The organism is Clostridia bacterium, assembly GCA_017394805.1.
GTDB lineage: Bacteria > Bacillota > Clostridia > Christensenellales > CAG-1252 > RUG14300.
On record JAFPXC010000007.1, the window covers coordinates 118,647 to 134,287 of the forward strand.

Annotated in this window: 13 protein-coding genes; 5 read left to right on the plus strand and 8 right to left on the minus strand. The window is 58.1% G+C overall.

The features are described 5' to 3' along the window. Positions 1-204: 204 nt before the first annotated feature. The 3 genes from II896_01860 to II896_01870 form a co-directional block, all read right to left on the minus strand. The gene (locus II896_01860) at positions 205-1,131 is read right to left on the minus strand and encodes a transketolase family protein (protein MBQ4443392.1); all 927 of its coding nucleotides are present in this window, start codon (positions 1,129-1,131) and stop codon (positions 205-207) included. A 2-nt stretch (positions 1,132-1,133) separates the two neighbouring features. Continuing rightward, on the minus strand, positions 1,134-1,946 hold the full coding sequence (locus II896_01865) for a transketolase (protein ID MBQ4443393.1): 813 nt from the start codon (positions 1,944-1,946) through the stop codon (positions 1,134-1,136). Between the two features lie 115 nt (positions 1,947-2,061). Next, positions 2,062-3,684 carry a DnaD domain protein gene (locus tag II896_01870; GenBank protein ID MBQ4443394.1) on the minus strand — a complete coding sequence of 541 codons (1,623 nt, stop codon included), beginning with the start codon at positions 3,682-3,684 and terminating at the stop codon, positions 2,062-2,064. Positions 3,685-4,058: 374 nt separating this feature from the next. Between II896_01870 and II896_01875 the strand changes: the two genes are divergently transcribed. From II896_01875 to II896_01890, 4 genes are read left to right on the plus strand one after another with little or no spacing between them, the layout of a single operon-like run. After that, positions 4,059-4,796, plus strand: coding sequence for a methyltransferase (locus II896_01875; protein ID MBQ4443395.1), 738 nt, complete (start codon positions 4,059-4,061; stop codon positions 4,794-4,796). Between the two features lie 2 nt (positions 4,797-4,798). After that, positions 4,799-5,602, plus strand: a complete 804-nt coding sequence (gene rsmI / locus II896_01880) for a 16S rRNA (cytidine(1402)-2'-O)-methyltransferase (protein ID MBQ4443396.1) — start codon at positions 4,799-4,801, stop codon at positions 5,600-5,602. A gap of 51 nt (positions 5,603-5,653) precedes the next feature. After that, positions 5,654-6,958, plus strand: a complete 1,305-nt coding sequence (locus II896_01885) for a hypothetical protein (GenBank protein ID MBQ4443397.1) — start codon at positions 5,654-5,656, stop codon at positions 6,956-6,958. Then, positions 6,948-7,598 (plus strand): hypothetical protein, encoded by a 651-nt coding sequence (locus II896_01890; GenBank protein MBQ4443398.1) that lies wholly within the window; start codon positions 6,948-6,950, stop codon positions 7,596-7,598. Before II896_01885 ends, II896_01890 begins: the two co-directional genes overlap by 11 nt. A 98-nt stretch (positions 7,599-7,696) precedes the next feature. Here II896_01890 and II896_01895 read toward each other — a convergent pair whose 3' ends face one another. The 5 genes from II896_01895 to II896_01915 form a co-directional block, all read right to left on the minus strand. Beyond that, on the minus strand, positions 7,697-8,464 hold the full coding sequence (locus II896_01895) for a hypothetical protein (GenBank protein ID MBQ4443399.1): 768 nt from the start codon (positions 8,462-8,464) through the stop codon (positions 7,697-7,699). Positions 8,465-8,568: 104 nt separating this feature from the next. Further along, complete coding sequence (locus II896_01900; GenBank protein MBQ4443400.1) at positions 8,569-9,069, minus strand: dihydrofolate reductase; 501 nt, start codon at positions 9,067-9,069, stop codon at positions 8,569-8,571. Continuing rightward, positions 9,066-10,499 carry a glutamate--tRNA ligase gene (locus tag II896_01905; protein ID MBQ4443401.1) on the minus strand — a complete coding sequence of 478 codons (1,434 nt, stop codon included), beginning with the start codon at positions 10,497-10,499 and terminating at the stop codon, positions 9,066-9,068. Before II896_01905 ends, II896_01900 begins: the two co-directional genes overlap by 4 nt. A 118-nt stretch (positions 10,500-10,617) precedes the next feature. Further along, a complete protein-coding gene (typA, locus tag II896_01910) occupies positions 10,618-12,447 on the minus strand; it encodes a translational GTPase TypA (protein ID MBQ4443402.1) in 1,830 nt (609 codons plus the stop codon). Between the two features lie 277 nt (positions 12,448-12,724). Further along, the gene (locus II896_01915) at positions 12,725-14,170 is read right to left on the minus strand and encodes a HAMP domain-containing histidine kinase (protein MBQ4443403.1); all 1,446 of its coding nucleotides are present in this window, start codon (positions 14,168-14,170) and stop codon (positions 12,725-12,727) included. Positions 14,171-14,278: 108 nt separating this feature from the next. Between II896_01915 and II896_01920 the strand changes: the two genes are divergently transcribed. Next, positions 14,279-14,941 carry a response regulator transcription factor gene (locus II896_01920; protein ID MBQ4443404.1) on the plus strand — a complete coding sequence of 221 codons (663 nt, stop codon included), beginning with the start codon at positions 14,279-14,281 and terminating at the stop codon, positions 14,939-14,941. The last annotated feature ends 700 nt before the right edge of the window (positions 14,942-15,641 follow it).

Here is a 15,641-nt window from a genome sequence, read left to right on the forward strand (position 1 = left end):
CCCTCGTGTCGAAGGGAACGATACAAAGAAAGGTGACCTTCGCGGTCACCTTTTTTTGATGATATCCACGGTCTATGACCGTGATGATATGCAAAGGCGTTGCCTTTGATGATATCTACGCTACGCGTGATAGCCGTCCCGAAGGACGAAGGATATACAAAAACACCGTCGAGGTTTCCCCGACGGTGTTTCTATATAAGACGATTATTTCTTCAGCGATACGGCCTTTTTGGCGGCGGCGACGATATCTTCCAAGGTCATACCCATCACCTTGCGCAGATAGGGCAGTTTGCCCACCTCGCCGAAGCGATCGGGCACGCCTACGCGCACGGTGGGGACGGGAGCCTCGGCGATGGTCTCCAATATGGCGGAGCCGAAGCCGCCCACCACGTTGTGGTTCTCGATGGTGACGGCACAGCCCGTCTTGGCGACGGAGGCACACACGGTGTCGGCGTCCACGGGTTTGATGGTGTGCACTTCGACCACCTCGGCCGCTATGCCCTCGGCCGCCAGCTCGTCGGCCGTTTTCAGCGCGTCCGCGGTGAGGAAGCCGCTCACGAACAAGGTCACGTCCTTGCCCTCGCGGAGTACGTCCGCTTTGAAAAGGTCAAAGCGGTAGTCTGCGGCGTGAATGACGGGTAGGTCCTTGCGGAACAGGCGAATGTACAAAGGCCCGTCGTAGGCGTTGATTTGGGGCATTGCCGCTCGCAGTTGGTCGGGATCGCTCGGCTCGAAAATAGCCACGCCCGCCACCGAACGCAAACAGCCTATGTCTTCCAATCCCATGTGCGTGCCGCCGTTGACTTCGGCGGTGATGCCGGGGTCGGTGCCCACGATTTTGACGTTTTGCTTGCTGTAGGCGATGCTGATGGTCAGTTGGTCCAACAGTCTACGCGTAGCGAAGGGGGAGAAGGACGTGATATAGGGCTTGAAGCCGTAGCTCGCCATGCCCGCCGCTACCGACGCCATGTTTTGCTCGGCGATGCCCACGTCGAAGGCCTGCTCGGGAAACTTCTTACTGAGGTTGGCGGTGCCGTCGGCTTTCGCGAGGTCCGCGTCAATGACGACCACCTTTTTGTCGGCCGCCATGAATTCTTCCAAACAACTTGCCAAAACTTCTCGCATTTGCATAGTTACGCCCTCCGTATTTCTTCGCACGCTTGCTCGACCTCTTCTTTGGTGACCGAGAAGCTGTGGCTACCCACACCCTTGGCTTCGGCGATGGACACGCCCTTGCCTTTGACGGTGTTGAGAATGATCATGGTCGGCAAGCCTTTGACGGCCTTGGCCTCGGTGATGGCCGCGTCCACTTCGTCCAGGTCGTTGCCGTCCTTGACGACGATGACGTGCCAGCCGAAGGCGCGCCACTTGGCGTCCAACGGCTCGAGGTCGCATATTTCGGCGGTGGTGCCGTCTATCTGCATTTTGTTGTAGTCGGTGAAGGCGATGAGGTTGTCCAGCCGTTGTTGGCGCGCCCACATGGCGGCTTCCCATATCTGCCCCTCTTGGCTCTCGCCGTCGCCCAATATGGCGTACACGGTCGCGCCGTCACGCGAGAGGCGGGAGGCCAACGCGATGCCCACCGCACAACTGAAGCCCTGCCCCAGGCTGCCGGCGGTCATATCCACGCCCGGCGTCTTGTTCATATCGCAATGCGAGGGAAGGCTGGTGCCCCCTTGGTTGAGGGTGTACAGGACGGATTTGTCGAAGTAGCCCTTGTTGGCCAAGGTGGCGTACAAGGCGGGGCCTGCGTGCCCTTTGCTGACGACCAAGCGGTCTCTGCCCCCTTTGCGAGGTTCGGTGGGGCTCACATTCATGTGCTTGAAGTACAGAAGGGTGAGGACTTCCACGATGGACAGACATCCGCCGATATGGCCTGTGCCGATGCTGCCGATGCAACGCATGGTATCCATGCGTATTTGCTTGCTCATCTCTTTCAAATCCATATTCGCATCTCCTCTTTTGGATAGTTTAAGCATATCACGCGCGCGAGCGTGTTGTCAATATTTCAGGTGTAATTGGCAAAAAAAGCCGTCGTGACGACACGACGGCAGGGGGTCTTTATATATCTTTCGGGTCGAAGCCGAGGGCGCGGACGCGTGCGTCGCGGGCCTCTTGGGCGGCTTTGAGGTCCTCCGCAAGGGTGAGGGGGACGTCCACTTCGTCCAGTTGGCAATGCGCCACCTGCATATTGAGGGTGCGCACCTTTTGGTCGAGCCGACGGAAGTCGGGGTCGGCCTGCAATTCGGCGCGTATCTCGGCGCGGCGGAATTCGTCGCCCGCGGTGGGCGCTATATAGGAAGGCGCGGCGGCACGGCGGTTCGATTTGGCGGGGGACGTATGGGGGGTATCGGTGGCCGCCACTTCTTTGATGCGGTCTACCGTATCGAGCCCCGCCTGGTGCCAACGGGAGAGCAGATTGCCCATATTGGCCATGGGGTAGGGCTTGCCCAGCGAGAGGGCGGCGGCGTAGAGAATGACCTCGTCGTCAAAGCCCCAGGTAGAGGTCCAGGTGCGATAGAGTTCGCGGTCGGTCTCGGTGGGGCGGCGGGTAGAACCTGTGGCCTCGATGACGGCGGACACTTTGCGCTCCACCGTGGCGTACTGGTCGAGGAAGACCGCCACGCTGCGGTCGTCCACCACGCCCTCGTCGTAGCACTTGGTCACCACGGCTTGCATCCCCTCGAGGGTGCGCACGCCGCGCATGGCGCAGTATTTGGCAAGGAGCACGAGGCTCTTGTCGCTGTAGCCCAGGGTGAGCCACGGGGTGGTGTAGGTCTCCACTACGTAGTCGAGGCTTTCGTAATAGAGGCCAAGTATCTTGTTGACGCGGACGGCGAGGTCAAAGGTGGCCTCACGCGTTTTGATATAGCGCTCGATATCTTCCACCGAAAACACGCCCGCGCGGAAGTAGCCGTCCAACACCGCGTCCAGTCGCTCCATACCGCCCCGCTTGACGGTTTTGGCCGCGCGAATGACGGCGGCGGGCGCAAAGCCCCAATTCCGCGTCCATTTGACGTAGAGTTGCCTGTCGTCGATGTCGGGAGTGGACTTCTTTTTGAGGGCGCGGAACACTTCGCGCAGTTCGTCCGACGCCGCGTCGGCCTCTTGTATGCGCGCCTCGGCGTCCGATAGGGTGGTGCAACCCTCGCGGTACCAATTACGCGCCACGGTAAGGACGTAGGGCGCGCGGACGTCAGTCGATTTGCGGTCCACGCAGAACTTGGCGATCATCAAGAGGGCCTGCGGGTCCACGTGCGTTTCTTCAAGGAATTGCAGATAATTGTACAACTCGTTGGTGCTCATCATACGGTCGGGGAACAACTCCTGCAACTGCACCAAAAAGTCCGCGTATTTGTCCTTGGGCAGGGCGCGCGTGGGCGCGAGGGCCTTGGACGGCGAAAGATAGTTGACCGTGAGGGGCGAGGCGGTGAGAATGCGCACCAACCCCATGCTTTGCCAATACTCGAAGGCGTCCGTCACCGCTTTCTCGGTGAGGTCCAGCCCGTCCGCGATGTGCCGCAGGGTGTTTTGCTCGCTCAAGGGCGTAGCGCATAGCATCAGCCCGTACAGGTACACCTTGACGGCGTCCTCGCCCGCGTAGGGCAGGAAGTGCACGATAAAGGCGTTGTCCACTACGGTGTGGCCTTGTTCTTGGTTGGGTGCGAATGTGCAGGTAGGCATAGTTTTCTCCTCGGTGTACCGCGTGCCGGGGGGTGGCTTTTGCGAATGGTCTCGGCGGGATAGCCCGCGCCTTTATCCGTCCGCAACTCGCCCATGGGCGCACGATATTCCCCCTATAGGGGGTACTTGCCATTATAGTATTTCCGCCCCCTCGCCGTCAAGAGCCGAAAAAAACCTTTTTCCCCGCGTCAATATGCGGTGGGTACCGCCCGCTTTCGGCACAATATAGCGGGCGAAGGTATGCCCCGACGGCGATTGCGTGCCGCCATGGGGGTGCGAGCGCCGTTTGCCGAGGCGGAAACAACAAAAACCGCGAAAACACTTGAAGTCGCGGGTATTTACATATATAATTAAAATAGAGAGAGGACGAAACGGTGGAAGGATACGTGGAAGTGACGGACGTCGATCTGCGCGAAGGCGAGGTCGAAGAAGATTTGCAATGCAAGGGGCTACGGATATTGCAGGCCCCGGGCACGTATCGGTTCAGTTCGGACTCGGCGCTTTTGGCCAACTTCGCCACCTGTTCGGCGGGCGAAGTGGGCGTGGAGTTGTGCGCGGGCTCGGCGGTGGTGAGTATGCTGTTGGCGGCCAAGACGCCCCTAAGGCGTATCGTGGCCGTGGAGTTGCAAGCATCGTTCGCCGAACGGGCGGCGCGGAGCGTGAAACGCAACGGGTTAGAGGCGCGTGTGGCCGTGTGGCAAGGAGACGCCGTGCGGTGCGCCGAAGCGTTCGGCTGCGGCACGCAGGACTTCGTTGTGGTCAACCCCCCCTACTTCCGCGTGGGCGAGGGCGAGATGAGCGAGGACGCCACGGTGGCTATGTGCCGACACGAAACGCATATCACGTTGCGCGAGGTGTGCCAAACGGCGGCCAAGTTGCTACGCTTCGGCGGGCGAATGTATATCGTCTACACCGCCACCAGGTTGGCGGAGTTGTTCGACGAGATGAAACGAGCGGGCATAGAGCCCAAAAAATTGGTGAGTATCCAGCCCGTCTCGGGCAGGCAAGCGGATACGGTGTTGGTGGAAGGCAAGCGCGGCGGCAAGCGCGGCATGGTGGTCGTGAACGCAGTGCGGGGCGACCTCGAAGCGAAGTACACCACGAGGGAGTAGATATGTTGTATTTGGTCGGTACGCCGATAGGCAATATGGGCGACATAACCCTGCGGGCGTTGGAGACGCTCAAAACGGTGGACTTGGTGGCGTGTGAAGATACGCGCCATACGGGGCTGTTGTTGCAAAAACTGGGGGTACGTAAGCCCCTTTTGAGTTACTACAAGCACAAAGAGCAGGAGGGCACGGAAGAGATCTTGGCCCTGTTGCGCGAGGGCAAGAACGTGGCGTTGGTGTCGGACGCGGGTATGCCCGTCATATCCGATCCCGGCGGCGTGCTGGTCGAGGCGGCCAGGCGCGAAGGGCTTGCCGTGACCGTGGTGCCCGGGGCTACCGCCGTCACGTCGGCCATGGCGTTGGCGGGGCAGTCGGGCGGCTTCGTGTTCGTGGGGTTCCTCTCGGACAAAAACAAGGAGCGCGACAGGCAGATCGTGCAATACGTCACTTCGCCCAACCCCTTGGTGCTGTACGTGGCCGCGCACGACGTGGCGGATACGATGGCCTATCTTCGGGACAAGTTGGGCGACCGAGGCGTGTACGTCGTCAAGGAATTGACCAAAATACACGAGACCGTCATACGCACCACCTTGGGCGCCGAGGTGGACTTCGATACGCACGGGGAGTTCGTCTTCATCGTGGACGGCAAAGAGGAGAGCGCGGCGACCGAATTGTCCGCTGAGGAGCACGTGCGGCGGTATATCGCCATGGGCATGAGCAAAAAGGACGCCATCAAGGCGGTGGCCAAAGAGCGCGGCGTGCCCAAGGACGAGATTTACAAGGCGGCTTTGGATATCGACGAAGCGTAAGCGCTTGGCGACAAAAAGCCGTATGCCCGACGTACGGGAGAATGCAATGGTATGAAATGGAGAGGATATAATCTCACCAAATGGTATAGAATGGATAATTCGGGCATGATTTATCCCATCATCGGTACTTTGTCTACACAAAGTAACTTTTTGTTGCGGTTTCGACTGCGCGAGGCCGTACAGCCGACCTTGCTGCAAGAGGCTCTCGAAAAGACCTACGAGCGGTTTCCCTATTTCAAAGTGACCATCGAAAGGGGTTGGTTCCGCCACTACCTCGTGGAAAACTACCGCCGCCCCAAGGTGTGGGAAGCGTCGGGCGTGCTGTTGGGCCGCACCGAGTTTGCGCAAAACGGATACTATCCCATCTGGGTGAGTTATTGGGGCAATACGGTGTTCGTCACCTTTTTCCACGGGTTGTCGGACGGGCACGGCGCGTCGCGTTTCGTGGGGTACCTTTTGGCGACCTATCGACGGCTCGCCCATCCCGACGAGGCGGACGAAGCGACCGATCCCGACGCACTGTTTCCCCGTGTGAACGGGGAGACCGAAAACGCCTACGATACCTATTACCGAAAGCAACCTTTCTTCCGTGGGCTCAAAGACACGGCGGGCGGCAACGCGGCGCAGGTAAAGGGGCGCTTCTTCGTCAAGGACGGTTTGGCCTGCACGCAGGGGAAGATAAACCTTGCCGAGGCCCTCGCCGCGGCGCGCGCGAGGGGGTGCACCCTCACCGAGTTGATGGCGGCGGCGGGATTGATGGCGGCGGTGCGCACGCGCGCCAAATGCGCCCCAAACAAACAGCCGAAGATCTTTATCCCCATCAATCTGCGCAAGATGTTCCCGTCCGAGACCATGTTCAACTTCGTGGGCATGATCAAGTGCCGCGTACCGCAAAGTACCCCCACGTTGGAGGGGTATATCGACGTTATCAAGCAAGAATTGCGCGGACAAGCCACGCCAGAGGCCTTTATGCCCAAGTTGGCGTTTACCTCGCTGTTCAGCAAAAATCCGCTCTTGCGGCTGATGCCCCTCAGCCTCAAAATGATCGTGAGCAAGTTGGGGCGCTCTCTATCCAAACACACCAAACAGACCATGATATTGAGCAATCTCGGCGTGGTGCCCTTGCCCAAGGCGTTGCAAAATGAGTTGGACGACTTCGCCTTTATGCTCAACGCCAACCGCCGCACCCCCGAAAACCTCGCCATCGTGAGTTATGGCGACACGCTGTCCTTGACTTGGAGCCGCCATATCGTGGAGAACGACGTGGACCGCGAGTTCTACCGTATTTTGCGCGAAGAGTTGGGCTTGGATGCGGTGGTCAACAGCAATTACAGGGAGGTGGAATATGCGTTGTGAGAAATGCGGAACGCTGATAGAAGGTAGCAACGGCAAATGCCCGTTGTGCGGCGCGCCCACCCCCGTGCAAGTGCCCGTCTACCCCGCGAGGAACACGCGGCTCAAACGGTACGTGGTGCCCTTTACGGTGGTGTATTGGCTCTTGGCGGCCATCGCCACCATCATCGCCGTCGTCATGGTGCACGTCTATGGCGGGGGGCGGCGGTATTGGGTGATCGTGCCCGTGGCGCTCGCCTGGCTCTATTTCATCTTCCGTCATACCGTGTTGGGGTTGGAAAACACCCATCACAAGATTTTGGTGAATAGCGTGATGGGGCTCGTGCTGTTCGTCGTCATCGGGTTCACCCTGCACCTTGAGGAGATCTTCATCGGGTGGGTGTCGCCCATCTTCTACGCCGCGAGTTGGATGCTGTCGGGCGCGTTGGCCTTGGTGAGCATCAAAAAGGCGGGGCGATATATCCTCAGCCTGTGGTGGCAGGGGCTTTTGGCCGTGGCGATATTCGTGCTGTGCTTCGCCTTGCACCTCTATTGGGTGCCCTCGGTCGTAAGCGGCGGCGCGGGGCTTTTGTTGTGCCTCGTCATCACGATTTTGCGCCCGCGCGAGGTGTGGTCGCAGATAAAGAGCGCGATGGATATGTAGCGAAATAGGTGGCGAAATGCCCCCGATTGTAACGAAAAGGCACCCGATGTGGGTGCCTTTTTTGTGACAAACTTCTGTTTATCTCACGGGCGCACGCTTTACATCCAATTGGCGGCGCGGGTGGAGAAGCGGTTGATGATGGCCATCCAACTCTCAAAGGAGATGGGGCTCTCGACGTAGGTCGCGTCCGTGCTTTCGGCGGGGCGACGGAAGGGAGCGTGGTCCACCTGGTCGAAGCGGTAGTTGGAAAACACCGCCGTATAGGTCTCGCTGTGGGCTTTGCCCTCCGCGTCCGTGGAGTTGAAGGTGGCCGAGATCTTCACCAAATTGACGTCGTCGTACCACAGGGCGTATTGGTTGCCTTGGTAGGCGAAGTCATAGTGATAGACTTCGGCGCCGTTCAAGGTCTCCTTTTTGCCCGTACTGAGCAAGGTGGCGTAGGTGGCGAGCATAATTTTTTGCGTTACCCAATACAACAGGTTGTTTTCGTCCGTGTAGGGCACGTCGTTCGTCGCGTAGTAGGTGCCCACCCGTATGCCGAGGCTACCGTCCTTGGTGACGTACTCGTAGAGTTTGTTGTCCGCGTACAGGCGGCGGTAGACCACCGAGGTATTGTCGGGCTGCACGAAGGTATAGGCGTACTCGTTGCCCTTTTTGAAACAGCTGATGTCGAGCGAACTCTCCTCGCCGTCCGAGACGATATCCGCATGAAGGTCGAAAGAAAGTTCCTGCGCCGCTTCGACTTTTTTCTGGAACTTGATCTCTACGCCTTGCACTTTGCGACCGAGGTCGCACGCGGCAAGGACCAATCCCAAAGAAAGGACGAGGACGACGAGGCAAGCGATGATGGTAAGTGCTTTTTTCATGGTTTCGTTCTCCTAATTATAATATTCGTTGTTATTACTCGTCGATGCACGGCGAACGGGATATTTAGACCGAGCCGCAGCCGCCTATTCGGCGTGCAGGCTCGTCAAAAGGGCAGGGGCGCGTCGTTGACGTAGGTGCAGAAGCGAATGGTCTGCCCGTTGTCCTCGATGGGCGCGCCCTCTTCGACCTGTCGCCAGTTGGCGAGGGCGTCCAAATCGTCGAAAAAGACGGTGGCGTTGCCGTCCGCCGAGACCTTGGTGACGTACACCGTGTCGCAAAAAGGCAGCATCGTATGGTAGAACATCGCGCCGCCGATGACGAACAGGTCGTCGGAGGGGTAGGCCTTGACCGCCGCCGACAGTTCGGGCAGGGTGTGCACCACCACGCAGTCCTCGCGCTCCACTTCTTGGGGCGCCAGCACGATATTGACTCGGTTTTTGAGGGGTTTCGACTCGGGGAAAGACAAGAGGGTATTGTACCCCATCATCACGGCCTTGCCCGCCGTGAGGGTGCGGAAATGGCGCATATCCTCTTTGAGGCGGAACAACAGGTCGTTCTTGGCGCCGATGCCCCAACGGCTATCCACCACGACGATGGCCTTCATCGTGCGTTCTCCAAGCGCGCGGCGACGCGTTGCAGGCGGCGTAGGGTCTCCTCTTTGCCGAGGAGCACTGCCATTTCGCTGGCGCCGCCCGGTGTGACCGCCTGCCCCGTGATGGCGATGCGCACGCACCACATCATGGCGGCCTTTTTGACTTCCATTATCTCGCACACCGCGCAAAGGGCTTGGAAAATGGCGTCGTTGGTCCACTCGGCGTCCTTCAAGGCGTCCCAAGCGGCGGGCACGAGGTCACGGGCGACCGCGGCGTCCGTCTTGTTCTTCTTGTGCTCGAACAGAGCGAGGTCGAAGTCGTCGTATTCCTCGAGGAAGTCCACGGTGGCGGGAATGTCGCCCAAGGTTTCCACGCGGGGTTGCACCAAGGCGAGCAGCATATCCTCGTCGTATTTGCCGTAGGCCTTGCTTTGTTTGAGGAAGGGGAGCGCCGCCTCTTTGAACGCCTCGGGCGAAAGTTCGCGGATATACTCGGCGTTGAGCCAGCGCATTTTGGCGCCGTCGAAGATGGACGGGCTTTGCGACAGCCCCGACACGTCGAATTGCTCGATGAGGTCGGCCATGGAGAGTTTCTCTTGGTTGCCCTTGGGACTCCACCCCAACAGCGCGATATAGTTGACGATGGCTTGCGGCAGGTAGCCCTTCGCCACGAAGTCCTCGAAGTTGGCGTCGCCGTAGCGCTTGCTCAACTTGTGCTCGTGGTCGCGCATAATGGGCGCGAGGTGTATGTACTGCGGGCGCTCCCACCCGAACGCGTCGTACAGCAGGTTGTATTGGGGGGTGCTGGACAGGTACTCGTTGCCGCGAAGAATGTGCGTGACGCCCATCGAATGGTCGTCGATGACATTGGCGAAGTTGTAGGTGGGCATACCGTCGCTCTTCAAAAGGATCATATCGTCCATATCCTTGTAGGCCACCGCGATATGACCGTAGACCATATCGTCATATTCGGACACGCCGTCCGTCTCGGGCACGCGCATACGAATGACGTAGGGTGCGCCCGCCGCCAACTTGGCCTCGACCACCTCTTTGGGCAGGTGCGCGCAATGCTTGTCGTATTTGCCCGTGCCGCCGTCCGTGACGTTGCGTTTGCCGCAGAAGCAGTAGTATGCGCCGCCTTTCGCCACCAACTCCAAGGCGTATTTCTTGTAGAGGTGCTTGCGCTGGCTCTGGACGTAGATCATGCCGTTCTTTTCCTTGCCCGGGCCCTCGTCGTAGTCGATGCCCGCGGTCTTCAAGGTGCGGAAGATGGCGTCGGTGGCGCCCTCTACGTAGCGGCCCTGGTCGGTGTCCTCGATGCGAAGAATAAAGGTGCCGCCCGCTTTGCGTGCGTAGAGATAGGCGTAAAGCCCCGTGCGTAGGTTGCCTACGTGCATAAAGCCCGTGGGGCTGGGTGCGAAACGTGTTCTGACTTCTTTCATAAAATACCTCGTTGGTGCGGGCGTTGCCCCTTGGCTCGCGTCCGCGTTTGTTGTTTTGGTTTGAATTGCCCCCATACGGGGGTGGGGTATCCGTCGCTACGACGGGGTCGCGGCGGCGTCAGGATTGCGGTTTGTTGCGGAAGATCTCTTTCATGCGCATACTGTTGTTCATCGTGATCTTGCGCATACGCAGATTTTTGGGCGTGACCTCGAGGATCTCGTCTTCCGACAAAAACTCGAGCATTTCTTCCAGCGACAGGCGGCGGGGCGAAACCAAACGCAATGCCTCGTCCGAGGCGGCCGAACGCATATTGGTGACGTGCTTCTTCTTGCACACGTTGACCACGATATCCTCGTTGCGGGTGGTGTAGCCCACGATCATACCCTCGTAGACGGGCACGTTGGGCTCCACAAAGAGAGGGCCTCTATCCTGCGCGTTGAACAAGCCGTAGGTGGAGCATTCGCCCGTTTCGTAGGCGATGAGGCTACCTACGTTGCGCCTAACGATCTCGCCCTTGTACGGCTCGTAGCCGTAGAAAAGGGTATTCATCACGCCCTCGCCCTTGGTGTCGGTGAGGAACTCGTTTTTGTAGCCGATAAGACCGCGCGAAGGCACCTTGAACTCGGCGCGAATGCGCGAGTTGAGGGGGCTCATGTTGATGAGTTCGCCTTTGCGCGAGCCGATCTTCTCCATCACCGCGCCCACCGATTCCGAGGGTACGTCCACGATGAGTTGCTCGATAGGCTCGAGTTTTTGCCCGTTTTCGTCGTATTGGTAGAGGACTTTGGGCATAGACACGGCGAATTCGTACCCCTCGCGGCGCATGGTCTCGATGAGCACCGAGAGGTGCATCTCGCCGCGCCCCTTGACGATGAAGACCTCGGTGGTCTCGCCGTCTTCCACGCGGAGCGAAACATCTTTGAGCAGTTCGCGGTACAACCTATCCCGCAGGTGGCGGCTCGTCACGTACTTGCCGTCCTTGCCCGCGAAGGGGCTGTCGTTGACCATAAAGCGCATTTCCATCGTGGGCTCGCCTATCTTGACGAAAGGCACGGGCTCCACGGCGTCCACCGCGCAGACCGTATTGCCGATGGTGATGTCGGCGATGCCCGAGAAGCACACGATGTCGCCCACCTTGGCCTCGGTGACGGGCACGCGCCTCAGACCGTCTATCTGCATGAGAGTGACGATCTTGCTGCGGTAGGGTTGCACGGTGTCGTGGTAGTCGCACACCACGCATTGGTCGCCCGTGCGCACCACGCCGCGCTCGACGCGGCCGATGCCGATACGCCCCACGTAGTCGTTGTAGTCGATGCTACTGACCAGCACCTGCATCTTGCCGTTCTCGTCCCCTTGGGGCGGGTCGATGTAGTTCACGATGGTCTCGAAGAGGTCGGTGAGGTCGGGCTTTTGCTCCACGGTCATGGACGAGGTGCCCATACGCCCCGAGCAGTAGACCACGGGGCTCATAAATTGCTCGTCGGTGGCGTTGAGGTCGATAAGCAAATTGAGTATTTCGTCCACCACTCTGTCGGGCTCTGCGTCGGGGCGATCCACCTTGTTGACGCAGATGATGATCTTGTGGTTGAGTTCCAACGCCTTTTGCAGGACGAAGCGCGTCTGCGGCATAGGTCCTTCCACGGCATCCACCAAAAGCAAAACGCCGTCCACCATCTTGAGCACGCGCTCCACCTCGCCCGAAAAATCGGCGTGTCCGGGGGTGTCGATAATGTTGATTTTGACGTCTTTGTAGTAGGCCGCGGTGTTTTTGGCCAAAATGGTGATGCCGCGCTCGCGTTCCAAATCGTTGCTGTCCATCACGCGGTCCGCCACCTGCTGATTGGCGCGGAAAATGCCGCCCTGTTTGAGCATTTCGTCCACCAAGGTGGTCTTGCCGTGGTCGACGTGGGCGATAATTGCTATGTTGCGTAAATCGTTGCGAATCATATCTTCCTTTGTCCTTTGGATAATGCTATCCTATCCCTATATCGTAATATACATACATACTATAAACGCACGGGCGCAAAAAAGCAACAAAATGAAAACCCTTCGCCGCATTTTTTTGCGCGGGCGAAGGGCGACGCACTACGTCGGCAAGGCGAAGTAAAGCACCTTTTGGGTGCGATATGCCCGCCGGTGTGCGTGAGGGATATAAGAGTATGACGTCCGAAGCTATTGCAAAAACTTTATTGCGAAGCGGATCCGCTTGACGGGTGGGCCGCCGTTAGTCGTTTCGCTCTTTGCCGTGGGCAAGGGGCAGGGCAAACCAGAAGGTGGAGCCTGCGCCCACCTTGCTTTCTACGCCGAAGTCGGCGTCGTGGCGCTCCAGCACGGTGCGGACGATAGAGAGGCCCAATCCGGTACCTACCACGCTGCGCTTGTGTTCGGCGGCACGGTAGTAGCGCTGCCATATATGGCGCAGTTGCTCTTCGTCCATACCGTCGCCCGTGTCACGCACGCGGAAGGTGACGCGGTCGCCCTCGATTTTGAGCGCAACGAAGACCTTTTTGTCCGCGCCCGAGTAGTTGACGGCGTTGCCGATGAGGTTGTAGACCACTTGTTCGAGTTGCTGTTCGTTGCCCGACACGACGGCGTGGTCGTCGAGGTCGCATTGGAAGGTGTAGCCCGCGTTCAGCGAAAGGACGTTGAAACTGCGGGTGGCGCGGCGCACGGTCTCGGTGAGGTCGAAATCCTCTTTGACGAGGGGCGCGTTTTGATTTTGAATGCGCGAAATTTGCAGTAGGTCGTTCACCAATGCGGTGAGGCGGTCGGTCTCGGAAATGATGATGTCCAGCTGCTCCTCGCGCTTGGCTTTGTCCTCGCCCGTCAGGTCGCGTATCATCTCGGCGTAGCCCTTGATGATGGTGAGCGGTGTGCGCAAATCGTGGGATACGTTGGATATCAATTCGCGCCGCAGCTCCTCGGTTTTGCGTATTTCGGTAGAGGCGTAGTTGAGGGTGCGCGCCAGCTCTTTGGCTTCGCTGAAGCCCTTTTCGTCAAAATGCACCGAGTAGTCGTCGGCGGCGAGGCGGCGAGCCGAATCCGAGAGACGCGTGAGATCCTGGCTGAATGCCGAGGACAAAATGAAGGACACGCAGAAGGACAATATGATGATGACCAGGGTGGCGATGACCATCTGTATGCGGAGAATGCGGGTGGTGGACTCCAACAGCTGGGTGGATTGGGATACGACCAACAAGACGGTGCCTTCTTCGTCGAAGTAGCGGCCGTACATCAGGCGCATCACGTCGTCGTCCTTGACGTAGAACCCTTGATCGAAGCCCGAAGAAGCGGCCACTTTGGCCGTACTGCTGTCCAAAACGAAGGGCGTTTGGGCCCCTTCGCCCTCGTTGTGATAGCCCGCCGAGGCATACAAAACCGTGGCACGTCCCCCCTCTATTCGCAACACGTCGATGGTGTAACCCGTCTCTTTGGCGATGCGGTCGAAGGTCTTGTCGTAGTCGTTGGGGAAGATGCGATATTCGGTGTAAAGTTTGTCGGCGGCCAACGCAAAGTCCGTCTGCTTGGTGCGATTGACGTAGACTTCGAGAAAGACCACCTGCGTCAGCCACAGGAAGCCGATGATGAAAATGCCGAACAACAAAAACGCCAGCCAACTGACGAAACGAATGCCGTGCGGGTCTATTTTGCGGGGTGTGTGCTTGCTCATACGATGATTATACCATATATGCGCGCGGTATGCAATGGGCTTTTTGGCTAAGATTGTTTATTCTATTCCCCGTTGACAAGCGAGGGGGGCGTAGGCTATAATGGGGATATGAAAATATTGATCGTAGACGATGAGAATACCATTCGGGATATGTTGAAACAGTACGCCGTGTTCAATGGCTACGAGGTGTGCGAGGCGGCCAACGGCTTCGAGGCCGTCGCCAAAAACGCCGAGGAAGCGCCCGATCTCGTGGTGATTGACGTGATGATGCCCGGTTTGGACGGTTTCGGCGCGGTGAAGGAGATTCGCAAGACTTCGGACGTGCCCATTATCATGCTGTCCGCAAGAGGGGAGGAGTACGACAAGATCCACGGCTTCGACTTGGGCGTGGACGACTACGTCACCAAGCCGTTCTCTCCGCGCGAGGTGATGGCTCGTATAGGCGCCATTCTCAACCGCAAGGGTGCCTCGGGGCGCAACGCCAACGTGCTGAAAATAGACGGGTTGTGCATCGACATCACGGGGCGCTCGGTCACCGTGGACGGCGTGAAGGCCGAGATGACGCCAAAAGAATACGACCTGTTGTTCTATATGGTGGAGCATCGCGGCGTGGCCTTGAGCCGCGAAACGCTGCTTAGCGAGGTGTGGGGGTACGACTTCTACGGCGACGACCGCACCGTGGATACGCATATCAAAATGTTGCGCGCCAATTTGGGCGAGTATCGCGGGCATATCGTCACCCTGCGCGGCATGGGCTACAAGTTCGAGTAGAGCCTTCGTCCCGTCCCCGCTCGAAATCAAATCGAAAAGCAAAAGAAAGCGGCTCATTTATCGAGCCGTTTTTTGTGTGACTTCGTTTGCGAGGTCGCACAAAATAGAAAAGGGCACCCGTATTTTGGGTGTCCTAACGAAAGAGTACGAAAGCCTTTCAAAACGAATTATCATATCGTTATTATTTACCGAACAAGGGGGCTAAACACCGTAGGTACTTGTGCCGAGGGTAGAGGTGCATACCTATTTCTTCCACCGAAACCATACGAATCATTATCCGCATAAAAGGTCGATGACAGCGAGCGAAGCCGTTATGCACGAAGTATATATAAGGCGAGCGAAGATGTCTGAAGCTCCACGCACGACGCACCGCATCGTGCAATTTTGTGTGACTTCGTTTGCGAGGTTGCACAAAATAGAAAAGGACACCCGTATTTTGGGTGTCCTAACGACAAGTATATGAAAACGTTTCAAAACGAATCATCATATCATTATTATCTACCGAACAAGGGGGCTAAACACCGTAGGCACTTGTGCCGAGGGTAGAGGTGCATACCTGTTTCTTCCACCGAAACCATACGAATCATTATCCGCATAAAAGGTCGATGACAGCGAGCGAAGCCGTTATGCACGAAGTATATATAAGGCGAGCGAAGATGTCTGAAGCTCCACGCACGACGCGCCGCATCGTGCAATTTTG

What these genes read in the sequence shown, in the direction of transcription:
- II896_01895 (MBQ4443399.1), bottom strand. Translation starts at nt 8,464, where the DNA reads ATGAAAAAAGCACTTACCATCATCGCTTGCCTCGTCGTCCTCGTCCTT.
- typA (MBQ4443402.1), bottom strand. Translation starts at nt 12,447, where the DNA reads ATGATTCGCAACGATTTACGCAACATAGCAATTATCGCCCACGTCGAC.
- II896_01920 (MBQ4443404.1), top strand. Translation starts at nt 14,279, where the DNA reads ATGAAAATATTGATCGTAGACGATGAGAATACCATTCGGGATATGTTG.
- II896_01860 (MBQ4443392.1), bottom strand. Translation starts at nt 1,131, where the DNA reads ATGCAAATGCGAGAAGTTTTGGCAAGTTGTTTGGAAGAATTCATGGCG.
- II896_01890 (MBQ4443398.1), top strand. Translation starts at nt 6,948, where the DNA reads ATGCGTTGTGAGAAATGCGGAACGCTGATAGAAGGTAGCAACGGCAAA.
- rsmI (MBQ4443396.1), top strand. Translation starts at nt 4,799, where the DNA reads ATGTTGTATTTGGTCGGTACGCCGATAGGCAATATGGGCGACATAACC.
- II896_01915 (MBQ4443403.1), bottom strand. Translation starts at nt 14,170, where the DNA reads ATGAGCAAGCACACACCCCGCAAAATAGACCCGCACGGCATTCGTTTC.
- II896_01900 (MBQ4443400.1), bottom strand. Translation starts at nt 9,069, where the DNA reads ATGAAGGCCATCGTCGTGGTGGATAGCCGTTGGGGCATCGGCGCCAAG.
- II896_01870 (MBQ4443394.1), bottom strand. Translation starts at nt 3,684, where the DNA reads ATGCCTACCTGCACATTCGCACCCAACCAAGAACAAGGCCACACCGTA.
- II896_01885 (MBQ4443397.1), top strand. Translation starts at nt 5,654, where the DNA reads ATGAAATGGAGAGGATATAATCTCACCAAATGGTATAGAATGGATAAT.
- II896_01865 (MBQ4443393.1), bottom strand. Translation starts at nt 1,946, where the DNA reads ATGGATTTGAAAGAGATGAGCAAGCAAATACGCATGGATACCATGCGT.
- II896_01905 (MBQ4443401.1), bottom strand. Translation starts at nt 10,499, where the DNA reads ATGAAAGAAGTCAGAACACGTTTCGCACCCAGCCCCACGGGCTTTATG.